Source organism: Endozoicomonas sp. ALC020, assembly GCF_049275935.1.
Taxonomy (GTDB): Bacteria; Pseudomonadota; Gammaproteobacteria; order Pseudomonadales; family Endozoicomonadaceae; genus Endozoicomonas_A.
Genome location: NZ_CP184830.1, coordinates 5910362 through 5922848, shown reverse-complemented (window position 1 = coordinate 5922848; position 12487 = coordinate 5910362). Strand labels below are relative to the sequence as shown.

Here is a 12487-nt window from a genome sequence, read left to right as displayed (position 1 = left end):
TTTCGTACCGGGAATTAGTACCAAACGAACTTTCTAACTCCCTATTGCGCTGAAGAATTGAGCCTTAATCCTGCGTTGGCGATCGTCGCCATAGCTAAGGCTAAGACTCCTCACGCCGCCTTGTTTTAAGGCTCAAATCTCCATGCTCATCACGGGAGCTAGCAGCCTGTCGGACTTAAGACTGTCCTACTGCGGTTGCAATAAATTGGTCTAAAAATCCCTGTTTCTTCGTCAAATAGCTCGCTATTCTCCTCAGAAACAGAGATTTTTATCCTCAATTTCTTGCAATCCTCGCTACGGACGCTTAAGTCCGACAGGCTGCTAGGAGCCTGACCGAGAATAGCGCAACCAGACCAACAGAAGTTTTCCCAAATCTTAAAATGAGCAAAAAATATCCAATTATTAGTGGGATTTTGCTCATTTTTGCATATTTATGCCTTCTCACAGCCTCTATGCTGCCTTTTTAGCCTCTTTCAAATCTTCAAGACGGATTGACCTCGTGGAAGCCGCTTTTACAAATTTTTTGATATTATGCGCAGTGCATACCAGTGAAAATTCCGCTGAAACTTTTTCTTTGCCGCGGAGACTGAACCCTCGGAAACCAGATTCTTTTATCTGTCCAAATGGTGGCTCCGCAATAACTTTACGACGCTCATATATGGCTTTCGCACCGGCTGTCTCCATTTTCTTATTCATAGCCTGACGTGCTTTTTCAAACTTATCGGTACGGATAACCCTGCCAGCCTCTTTCTTTGAATCACTGCAATTCCGACGATAAGGGCATTCCCTGCATACCGTCTTGTTTGCCCGGTAGCTTTTTCTTTTGCTTTTGCTGGCCGGGTTCGTTACCAGCTTTTCCCCTGCCGGACAGATAAATACATCAGCTTCGGAATCATACGCAAAATCCGCTTTGACAAACTTCCTGTCAGAGCTTTCAAGGTCGTCAGCGGCAGGCTTCTCCGCCTTGTCGGTTGCGATATAGGCATCAATCTCATGTCGCTCGACTGTATGTAAGTTTGACCCTGAAAAGTAACCATTATCCATACTCCACTTATCTACAGCCGCGCCATCAGTGGCTCCTGATAATGCCCTCAGCGCCGGCTCCACTTCCTGTACATCGTTGGCGTGTTGGCTGACATGCTGGCCAACAATGATCTGGTTATCGGAATCAACTGTAATTTGAGCATTGTAGCTGTACTCACAATACCCCTTCTTGCTCATCACGCGGGCATCGTGATCTGCAAAACTGATCTGCTTTTTGTCGTCTATTGGTTTGTCTGGATTTAAAGCTTTTTCACGTTCTTCAAGTGCTTTCTTGGCCTCTTTGATTTTTTTCAGGCGCTCTTCTTTAAACTGGAGGTCTTCAGGAATGCTGTAACCATTGGTTGCTTTGTAGGCGTCATCTTCTTCCTGATCACACTGACTGGCTTTTTTGATCAGCTCATCCACTTCGGCACTGAGTTCTGCCTCTTTCGCTTTGAGCCTCCCGTAGCTCATGGCCTTGTGTTTTGAGCTGTTGGCTTTGAACTTGGAGCCGTCCAGGCTGATATGACCCAGTGATGCCATTTTGAGTTCAATGGCCAGTTTGACTGACTGTTTGAAGCAGTCATGGAAAAACGACAGATTATCCTTACGAAAGTCACCAAGAACCCTGAAATTCGGGCAGTTCATTTGTGAGATATACATGAACGCCAAGTCTTGTCGACACCGTCGCTCAATCTCACGGGAACTGAAAACACCATGGCTGTATGCGTAGATCAGAATAGCGACAATGAGCTTTGGAGGGTATGCGTGCTGACCAAGGTGGTGATATTTTTTTTCGACTTCAGACGTATTAATGTTCTGAAAAATGCTTTCATAAATAAAACAATCATGATCTTTGGGAAGCAAATCGAAAACGTTGGTTGGGAACAGCAGATGCTGATCAAACTCAACAGGACTGTCCTTAAACTTTGGTGGTGGTGACATTTGGCATAATCAGAGTTGGTTTAAGGCTTATCATAACAGATAAGCCTATTCTCGGTCAGGCTCCTAGGAGCCTGACCGAGAATAGCGCCCGTAGCGAGGACGGCAGAAAATTGAGGATGAAAATTCGGTTTTGTAAGGAGAATAGCGAGCTATTTGACGAACAAAAGCGGATTTTCAGACCAATTTGCTGCCGCCGCAGTAGGGCAGTCTATTCTCGGTCAGGCTCCTAGAAAGCACGATTGGTATAACTGCTTTTTTGTGGTTGTTTTTTGCAGTTGTGTATACCTGACCAGTTCACAGAGGAAGCTATCACCAGGCCCCAGCCCTCTGGACTTTGCTGTTTCCACGGGAGTTTATAGTTCAGCAGTGGAATTTTCGCCATTTATTAGATTCATCGAGTGAGTGTATAACCCCGTATTCTTAGAGGTCGCTGCAAAGCTTGAGGTTTCTCCATTTTTAGCCAGTCCTGAGAGTTTATACCAATCGAGCTTTCTAACTCCCTGTTGCGCTGAAGATTTGAGCCTAAATCCTGCGTTGGCGATCGTCGCCTTGTCTTAAGGCTGAAATCTCCATGCTCATCATGGGAGTTAGAAAGCACGATGGGTATTATTCGTACAGATGACCAATTTTTCCTCTCCCGGAGATATTGCGGCAATGTTAATATCTCTCAGAATCTGATTGACCGAATAGACAACGTTTGAGAACTGACTTGCCAAATACCCAGCCTGTACGCAAAGGCTTTCTTCTTAGCCGACATAGCCAGGACCGCAGAGGACAGACGGAAGTTGTTTTGTGGGTTGTCACTGATGATGGTCCTGCAAAGCTGGTGGTTGAAGGGGAGCGTCCCGTCTGTTTTGTTGTTTCCTCGAGGTTTGAGCCGCTAAAGAGTGAGTTTTTCAGGAGTTATCCAACGATTGAGGCAAAGCCTTTACCTCTGAAGAACTTTCGTCATGAGCCAGTCACCGCCCTTTATAGTCAAAACGTGAACCAATCGTTCCAGGTGCATGATTATTTTCGTACCAGAGGCATAGAGTTACTGGAAGCCGATGTCAGGCTGGCAGACCGGTTTCTGATGGAGCGTTTTGTTTACGGTGGCATGGCATTCACGGGTGATTTGGTGCAGAAGTCAGGCTATCAGGAATACCGCAAGGTGCGAATTCGTCCTGCTGAGTTTAATCCCGACTTCAAGGTGGTCTCCCTGGATATTGAATGTTCCGAGCGAGGTGAACTTTACTCCATTGGACTTTTGGCCGGGGACTTTCAACGGGTCATCATGGTGGGCGATCAGGAGCCGGTTGACTGGATACATTGGGTTGCTGATGAGAGAGCGCTTCTGGAGGCACTTGAAGTGACGCTCGGAACTCTGGACCCCGACATAGTGATTGGCTGGAATGTCATTAATTTTGATTTTCGGCTGCTGCTTAAACGGGCAGAACGCCATGGCATGTCGTTGAAACTGGGCAGGGGGCAACAGGCAGCCAGCTGGAGAAGTCGCAGGGGTGATAGTGGGCAGGGGTTTATTACCCTGCCGGGTCGAATGGTCATTGACGGCATTGAGGCATTAAAGGCGGCCACTTATCAGTTTGACAGCTTTAGTCTGGAGTTTGTGGCACAGACGCTTCTGGGCAAAGGTAAGGCGACAGAAGACGTAGATAACCGGATGGCTATCATTAATCATGACTTTCACCATAACAAGGAAAAACTGGCCCGTTACAACCTGCAGGACTGCCGACTGGTTGCAGAGATTTTTCAACACACCAACATCCTTGATTACCTGAGATTACGCAGTCATCTGACCGGGCTGGAGCTTGATCGCATGGGTGGCTCAGTCCAGGCATTCACCAATCTTTATATGCCCCGTTTGCACAGGGCCGGTTATGTGGCTCCGAATTTACCGGAAGGCGGAGGGCTGGCCAGTCCGGGGGGGTATGTTATGGATTCCATTCCCGGACTCTATCGCAATGTCATCGTTCTGGATTTCAAGAGCCTTTATCCTTCGATCATCAGAACCTTCAAAATCGATCCACTGGGACTGGTGGAAGGTTTGCAGAAACCAGAAGGGGCGATTCCCGGTTTTCGTGGCGGCCTGTTCTCCCGTGACCGGCATTTTCTTCCAGATATCATTGCTTATTTCTGGGCCCAACGGGATGAAGCCAAGAAGCAAAAGGATGCTGCCCGCTCCCAGGCGCTGAAGATTATTATGAATTCCTTTTATGGCGTGCTGGGCTCAGGCGGATGTCGTTTCTACGATACCCGGCTGGCCAGCTCCATTACCCTGCGAGGGCATGAAATCATGCAGCAGACGGCCCGCTGGATAGAAGAGCAGGGCTATCAGGTGATTTATGGCGATACCGATTCTACGTTCGTGCTCCTGAATGAAGCCTATTCCGATGAACAGGCCAGGTCCACCGGGAAAGAACTGGAGCGGCTGATTAATGAACGCTGGACAGCCAAATTAGAAGAGGATTATCAACTGGACTCGGCACTGGAGCTTGAGTTTGAAACCTGTTACCGAAGGTTTCTGATGCCGACCATTCGTGGCGCGGATACCGGCAGTAAAAAACGCTACGCCGGCATTACAGCCACTGCCAGCGGGCAGCAACTGGTATTCAAGGGACTGGAAACGGTCCGTTCTGACTGGACGGCACTGGCAAAATATTTTCAAACAGAGCTGTTCTCGTTGGTGTTTAACGATCAATCTCCGGTAAACCTGGTCAGGGAGACTGTGCAGAAAACACTGGCCGGAGAGTGGGATGACAAACTGGTGTACCGAAAGCGACTGCGGCGTAATCTCAGGGACTATGTTAAACACATTCCTCCTCAGGTCAGGGCGGCCAGAAAAGCCGATGAGATCAATCAGTCACTGGGAAAACCATTAAAGTACCAGCGAAAAGGCTGGATTCAATACCTGATCACCGTCAACGGCCCTGAGCCGCTGGAATATCGCACCAGCCCCATTGATTATCAACATTACATCGACAAGCAGCTAAAGCCGGTGGCAGAGGGTGTTCTTCCGTTTATAAATCTTGATTTTAATACCTTGATTGACGAACAGATGGGACTGTTTTGACGGTTCAACCCGTCGTGCCAGACTGGGCCTTAACCATCATCACCCATAAGTACCTAACCAGTTGGTTTCGCATATTCTGGACGGCGGCTTTTTCCACCCTTCTGCGTTCCAACTCTGGTTGCGTAGCTATGGCTACGCGCCCGTCGTTGCGCCTTGAAGGATGAAAAAATCCACTCGCCAGAATATGCGAAACCAACTGGCCAGGTACTTAGGTCGTCGCTCGCCTAAACTGCCTGTCAGTTAAACAAGGTACACAAATAATCCAAAGGATTATGAAATTTCTTCCATTGGTTACGGACTGTTTCGGTGAAACTTTCTTCAAGTGAGTAGCCATAAACCGCATTGTTTGAAAAGCCATTGATCAAAGCGAGAGTCAATGCGGGAGCCAGAGTAAGAGCAACGTTTTTCAATAAATGACCTGAGTCCAGTGCTGAGCGTTGATGACTGAGAAGAGCCAAGACCAGGTTTCCGGCCATCAATCCTCCCACCATTCCATCAGTGATGTCCCTTCCTCTGGTACAAGGAGAAATCAAAATCGCGGTGTAAACTACCATGGCGATGCTCGGTAATAGATCTTTTGATATGTGCGCGGCCCTTACGCCTCCGGATATGGCTGTAGCCCATGATCCAGCCAAGGCTCCGACTCCTGTTCCAGCCAAGACATCTGCTCCTGCTTCTGCTTCTGTCCAGACGCTATCATCACAGTTTGAATTGTATCTTGAAAGAGGGCTTATTGCTGATAATCCCTCTACCAATGCGTGGGATATTATGTAACCAAAGATTGCTTTTGCGTGTGAGCCATCTCTGGCGATCATCATGTCATAGACTATCGACCCGACCGTCATGGCAGCGACTGATGACAACATGGAATATTCACTTTCAGCATAATCCAGAGGATGGGTTGTGCTTCTGTCCTGATACCTTGAGCTCCGGATAGCAGTGGCTCCGGCTACCGTTCTTGCTACTACCTCATGGGTAAAGTAACTCGCAGTCACTATGGGCATAAGATAAGGATTGCTGTTAGTGTATGCTGCATATCCACTGTAGGCTGTTCCGGCATATCGCAATGTCTGCCACCAGGGTTGCTTAAGTGGCCAGGATGATACGTGCCCGGCTAAAGCGACCTCGGTGGAAGTGATAACGGCTGCGAGTTGATTACAAAAAGATGATTTGACCTCTTGTAGCTCATTTTGCTCTGTGCACGACAGATCAAAGCGACCTGCAAGGGCAGAGACCACCTCGGGTGATTTGCAGATGCCGTACCAGAATCCATAATTGATCACGGTGGAAATGGCCAGGCCGGAGCTGCTGGTTGCCAGCTTCAGGCTGTCTTCAACCAACGATGTATTACTGTAGTGGCTCAATAATTTAAATTGTTCTTCTTTTGATAGGCCTGAATGAGCGACTGAACATAAAAATAATAAGCACGAGAAAAGCGCTGTTAGTTGACCGGATATTTTCATTATTGAAATCCATAATCAGGGTATCTGATTTGCTATAAAGCAAATGACCAGTCAAACCTTAACTGTCAGAATTAATCTGCTTGTTTTTTATAGCATCCATAATGAGGTTCAAGGGTGACAGATGCTTAATATACGGCCGCATTTGGCTGGTCTTTGCAGATACGAGAGCTCGTTCAGTATATACAGGAGGCTGCAGTGCCTGACCTTTTATTGTTTACGGGAGAATTTATAGTACAGCAAATGAACTTTCGCTATTCAGTAACGGTCATTGTTTGGCGATTCACGAAATAAACTAGTCTCTCGCATCTAACCTAACCATTTGTTAATTAAACAAGGTGTACAAATAATCCAAAGGAGCATGAAATTTCTTCCATTGGTTACGAGTTGTTTCGGTCAAAGTGTCCTCAAGTGAGTAACCGTAAACCGCATAGTTTGAAATGCCATTGATCAGGACGATTGTCAGTGCAGGATACAGGGTAATAGCAATGTTTCTTAATAAATGGTTTGAGTCCAGCTCTAAGCTTTGTTTAAACAGAATTATCAGGACTGTGAGTCCGGTTCCAGCTCCGGCCATAGCTCCAAGTAGGACTTCGTCTTCAACTCCGGATAAAAATTCAGTTTTACTGAGTGACAAGGTCATATAACCCACTACGACTGTGGACAATGTCAGGTCAAAGAATCCAGCATAGAAGGCTCCGGTCAAGGCTAGGGCCATTGATCCAGCCAAGGCGCCGGCTAAGGTTTCTGCGTCTGCTTCCAGCTCGAATGCATGGGCACCGCCTGAATTAGAAGCTGAAAAATGGCTTTCGGGTAGTAATAATTCTATCAATGCAGAAAACGCAAGATAAGCAGAGATGGCTTTACCCGTTGAAGAGCCTGCGGCGAGAAACTGGCGATAAAACATTGCTCCAAACATCACGCAGGTGATTGATTTCACTAAGGCATATTCACTGCAGGTATAATTTTCGGGTTGGATTGGAGGTCTGTCCAGGGTCCTTAAAGCCAGTGTAGTCGTAGCTCCGGCTACCGTTCTCGCCACTATTTCATGGGTAAAGTAAGTCGCAGTCATTATGGGTATAAAACGAGTGTCGCATTTTGTGTATGCTAAATAACCAGTGTATGCGGTTCCAACAAATCGCAGTGGCCGCCACCAGGGCCGCTTAAGGGGCCAAAGCGATACCTGACCTGCTAATGCAACCTCAGTGGAGGTGGTGACGGCTGCGAGTTGATGACAAAAAGAAGATTTGAGCTCCTGGAACTCATTTCGCTCTGGGAGATTCAGGCCAGGGCGACCCGTGAGGGAAGAGACCAGCTCAGGTGATTTGCACAAGATGCCGTACCATAATCCATAATTGATCACAGTGGAAATGGCCAGGCCGGAGCTGCTGGTTGCCAGCTTCAGGCTGTCTTCAAACAACGATGTATTACTGTAGTGGCTCAACAATTTAAATTGTTCTTCTTTTGATGTGCCTGAATGAGCGGCTGAACATAAAAATAACAAGCAAGAGAACAGCGTTGTTAGTTGACCGGATATTTTCATTATTGAAGTCCCTAATCAGGGTAAATGATTTGTGATAAGCAAATGACCAGTCAAAACTTAACTACCAGAATTAACCTGTTTCTTTTATAGCTTCCAGCATTAGGCTTAAGGGCGACAGATGCTTAATATATGCCGTCTTTTGGGTGGTCTTTGTTGTGTCTCGCCCTGTAACGTTTCGTGAAGATTTTATAGTGCAACGATTGAATTTTCGCCATTCACTAGCGGAAATTGTATCAGCGATACACGAGCTGAAATCTAACTGGCTGTCTCTCGCATCTAACTATTTGTCAATTAAACAAGGTGTACAGATAATCCAAAGGAGCATGAAACTTCTTCCATTGGTTACGGACTGTTTCGTTGAAACTTTCTTCAAGTGAGTAACCATAAATCGCATTGTTTGAAAAGCCATTGATCAGAGCGAGAGTCAATGCGGGAGCCAGAGTAAGAGCAACGTTTTTCAATAAATGACCTGAGTCCAGTGCTGAGCGTTGATGACTGAGAAGAGCCAAGACCAGGTTTCCGGCCATCAATCCTCCCACCATTCCAACAATGGTGTCCCTTCCTCTAGAATAAGGAGAAACCAAAATCGCGGTGTAAACTACTATGGCGGCGCTCGGTAATAGATCAGATGTGTGCGCGACCCTTACGCCTCCGGATATGGCTGTAGCCCATGATCCAGCCAAGGCTCCGACTCCTGTTCCAGCCAGGACATCTGCTCCTGCTTCTGTCCAAACGCTGGCAACACCGTTTGAATTGTATTTTGAAAGAGGGTTTATTGTTGATAATCCCTCTACCAATACGTGGGATATTATGTAAGCAAAGATTGCTTTTGCGCGTGAGACATCTCTGGCGATCATCATGTCATAGACTATCGACCCGACCATCATGCCAGCAACTGCTGACAACATGGAATATTCACTTTGTGCATAATCCAGAGGTTGGGTTGTGCTTCTGTCCTGATACCTCAAGCTCCGGATAGCAGTGGCTCCGGCTACCCTTCTTGCCACTACCTCATGGGTAAAGTAACCCGCAGCCACTATGGGTATAAGATAAGGATTGCGGTTAGTGTATGCTGCATAACCACTGTAGGCTGTTCCGGCATACCGCAATGTCTGCCACCAGGGATGCTTAAGGTGCCAGGGTGATACGTGCCCGGCTAAAGCGACCTCGGTGGAAGTGATAACGGCTGCGAGTTGATTACAAAAAGATGATTTGACCTCTTGTAGCTCATTTTGCTCTGTGCCTGACAGATCAAAGCGACCTGCAAGGGCAGAGACCACCTCGGGTGATTTGCAGATGCCGTACCATAATCCATAATTGATCACAGTGGAAATGGCCAGGCCGGAGCTGCTGGTTGCCAGTTTCAGGCTGTCTTCAACTAACGATGTATTACTGTAGTGGCTCAGTAATTTAAATTGTTCTTCTCTTGATATACCTGAATGAGCGACTGAACATAAAAATAACAAGCACGAGAACAGCGTTGTTAGTTGACCGGAAGTTTTCATTATTGAAGTCCTTAATCAGGGTAAATGATTTGTGATAAGCAAATGACCAGTCAAACCTTAACTACCAGAATTAACCTGTTTCTTTTATAGCATCCGGTATCTTCCTGGCCCTTTGGGGCTTACACGGCATTAGTTGTTCACTATTCTTGTTTATTTTCGGCATTCACTAGGAGCCTGACCGAGAATAGACTACCCTACTGCGGCGGCAGCAAATTGGTCTGAAAATCCGCTTTTGTTCGTCAAATAGCTCGCTATTCTCCTCACAAAACCGAATTTTCATCCTCAATTTTCTGCCGTCCTCGCTACGGGCGCTATTCTCGGTCAGGCTCCTAGCGGAAATTGCTCAGCGACACACGAGCTAAAATCTAATTAGCTGTCTCTCGCATCTAACTATTTGTCAATTAAACAAGGTGTACAGATAATCCAAAGGAGCATGAAACTTCTTCCATTGTTTACGGACTGTTTCGGTGAAACTTTCTTCAAGTGAGTAACCATAAACACGATGGTTTGAAAAACCATTGATCGCAGCGATTGCCAGTGCAGGACCCAGAGGAGCGATGTTTTTCAATAAATGTTTTGGGTCCAGTTGTGAGTGTTGCAGCATCATAAGTCCAATGATTTGTGTTCCGGCTAGCAATCCGACGAAGGCTCCAACACAGACTTCCGGAACTATGGGGACGGCTGAGACCAGAGTGACAAGTGTGATTCCTTCGAAGATTAAATTTGAGCGCTCAGCAGACATCATTATGGCTGCGGCCATGGCTGCAGCTAATGATCCAGCTATGGCTCCGGCTTCGGCCAGTGCTTCTGCCCCTGCCTCGATTCTATCAGTATCGTCTGAATTAAGTGTTGAAAAAGAGCTTCTTGTAAATATTCTCTTTGTCAATTCAGACGATATCAGGTAAGCACCGATCGCTTGCGCCGTTGTAAAACCTCCGGCGAGCATAGCGTCGTAGACTACTACCCCGACCATCAGACCCGCCATTGATGACAACAAAGTATATTCACTACGGACATAATCCAAAGGTTGGCTCGTGCCTCTGTCCTGCTGCCTTAAAGCCTGGATGGCATAGGTTCCGGCTACCGTTCTTACAACGACCTCATGGGTAAAGTATGCCGCAGTGACAACGGGCATAAGAAAAGGAGGATTGCAGGTAGTGTATGTTTTGTAACCAACGTATGCAGTTCCCGGAAATCGCAGCGGCTGCCACCAATCCAGCGCAAGGGGCCAGGCCGATACGCGTCCGGCCAATGCAACCTCAGTGGAAGTGATAACGGCTGCAAGTTGATAACAAAAAAGTGATTTAAATTTTTGCAGCTCATTTTGCTCTGTACCAGACGGATCAGAGCGACCCGCAAGGGCAGAGACCAGCTCGGGTGATCTGCAAAGGCTGTACCAGAATCCGTAACTGATCACGGTGGAAACGGCCAGCCCGGAACCACTACTGAACAGTTTCAGGCTGTCTTCGACTAACGATGCATTATTATTGTAGTGGCTTAATAAGTTAAATTGCTCTTCTCTGGTTAAGCTTGAATGAGCGACCAAACACAAAGATAATAAGCACGAAAATAATGGTATTAGTCTAACGGACATTTTCATTCTTCGTGTCCATAATCAGGGTAAATGAAACTGATGTGTTGCGAGCATTTCCTGTTTTCTCAGGATCCTATTTATAGAACAGCAATGGAATTTTCGCCAACCATTGAGTGGTTCCCGGGTTCAGGAAATAAAGTGTCCAATGCAACTTGCTGATGGTAAAAGGTATGACAAAGATAGTGCGATTGACTTCACTCTGTCAATGAAACAAGGTGTACAAGTAATCCAAAGGAGCATGAAATTTCTTCCATTGGTTCTGGGCTGTTTCGGTGAAACTTTCTTCAAGTGAATAACCAAAAACAGCATGGTTTGAAACGCCATTGATCAGAGCGAGTGTTAATGCAGGAGCCAGGGTAACAGCGACGTTTCTCATTAAATGCCTTGAGTCCAGTTCCCGGCTTTGTTGCAATAGAAATTGCAAGAGTACGGCTCCGACTGTCATTCCGACTTCGGCTTTAAGTCCAATAAAACTGTCTATGTGTCCAATTTCAGATTCAGGACCGGCCAGGGTTATGGTAACAAGTGTGTTTACTTTCAAGAATAGATCTGATCTGCACCAAACAGCCATGGCTCCGCTTATGGCTACAGCCATTGTTCCCGCTATGGCCCCGGTTCCGGCCGCTGCCATGGTTACTGCTTCTTCCACAACTGCATGACCACTGCCTGAGTCAAGAACTAAAAGAGAGCTTAATGTTGATATTGTCTTCATCATTGAAGCAGATATCATGTAAGCAAAGGCTGCTTTCACAGGTGATAATCCTATGTCGAGCATCTTTTTATAGACTATTGCCCCGACCATTAGGCCAGCGATTGATGACAACAATTTATATTCAATACGGGCATAATTTAGCGATTGTGTTGTGCCTGTGTCCTGATTCCTTAAAGTTCGGATGGTAAGGGCTCTGGCTAAGGTTCTGGCCATTACCTCATGGGTAAAGTAAGCCGAAGTCACTATCGCAACACGATAAGGATCCTGGTTAGTGTATGTTTGATAACCAACGTATGCTGTTCCTACAAACCGCAGTGGCTGCCACCATGGCAGCTCAAGGGGCCAGGGCGATATGTGCCCGGCTAAGGCAACCTCAGTGGAGGTGATAATGGCTGCAAGCTGGTTACAAAAAGATGATCTGACCTCTTGTAACTCATTTTCGTCAGAGCCTGACAGGCCAAAGCGACCCGTAAGGGGAGATATCAGCTCGGGTGATTTGCAGATGCTGTACCAGAATCCATAATTGATAACAGTAGAAACTGCGAGCCTGGAACTGCTGGTCACCAGTTCCAGGCTATCTTCAACTAAGGATGCATTATTGTAGTGGCTCAACAAGTTAAATTGTTCTTCTTTTG

Annotated in this window: 7 protein-coding genes; 1 reads left to right on the top strand and 6 read right to left on the bottom strand. The window is 46.7% G+C overall.

The genetic code is table 11. The features are described from left to right. Positions 1-450: 450 nt before the first annotated feature. On the bottom strand, positions 451-1968 hold the full coding sequence (locus tag ACOJUO_RS21800) for an IS1182 family transposase (protein ID WP_422132798.1): 1518 nt from the start codon (positions 1966-1968) through the stop codon (positions 451-453). A gap of 709 nt (positions 1969-2677) precedes the next feature. On the opposite strand from ACOJUO_RS21800, the gene ACOJUO_RS21795 reads away from it, so the two are divergent. Next, a complete protein-coding gene (locus ACOJUO_RS21795) occupies positions 2678-5038 on the top strand; it encodes a DNA polymerase II (RefSeq protein ID WP_422138139.1) in 2361 nt (786 codons plus the stop codon). A gap of 236 nt (positions 5039-5274) precedes the next feature. Here the strand turns inward: ACOJUO_RS21795 and ACOJUO_RS21790 are convergent, their stop codons facing one another. From ACOJUO_RS21790 to ACOJUO_RS21770, 5 genes are all read right to left on the bottom strand, one after another. Further along, a complete protein-coding gene (locus ACOJUO_RS21790; protein WP_422134007.1) occupies positions 5275-6402 on the bottom strand; it encodes a hypothetical protein in 1128 nt (375 codons plus the stop codon). Positions 6403-6823: 421 nt separating this feature from the next. Beyond that, the gene (locus tag ACOJUO_RS21785; RefSeq protein ID WP_422138138.1) at positions 6824-7438 is read right to left on the bottom strand and encodes a hypothetical protein; all 615 of its coding nucleotides are present in this window, start codon (positions 7436-7438) and stop codon (positions 6824-6826) included. An 890-nt stretch (positions 7439-8328) separates the two neighbouring features. Further along, positions 8329-9546 carry a hypothetical protein gene (locus tag ACOJUO_RS21780; RefSeq protein WP_422134005.1) on the bottom strand — a complete coding sequence of 406 codons (1218 nt, stop codon included), beginning with the start codon at positions 9544-9546 and terminating at the stop codon, positions 8329-8331. A 397-nt stretch (positions 9547-9943) separates the two neighbouring features. Next, on the bottom strand, positions 9944-11098 hold the full coding sequence (locus tag ACOJUO_RS21775) for a hypothetical protein (RefSeq protein ID WP_422138137.1): 1155 nt from the start codon (positions 11096-11098) through the stop codon (positions 9944-9946). Positions 11099-11342: 244 nt separating this feature from the next. Further along, positions 11343-12467 carry a hypothetical protein gene (locus ACOJUO_RS21770; protein WP_422138136.1) on the bottom strand — a complete coding sequence of 375 codons (1125 nt, stop codon included), beginning with the start codon at positions 12465-12467 and terminating at the stop codon, positions 11343-11345. Positions 12468-12487: the final 20 nt, after the last annotated feature.

Bases quoted from the DNA above. Each gene is read 5' to 3' on its own strand.
- ACOJUO_RS21800 (WP_422132798.1), bottom strand. From the start codon at position 1,968: ATGTCACCACCACCAAAGTTTAAGGACAGTCCTGTTGAGTTTGATCAG.
- ACOJUO_RS21780 (WP_422134005.1), bottom strand. From the start codon at position 9,546: ATGAAAACTTCCGGTCAACTAACAACGCTGTTCTCGTGCTTGTTATTT.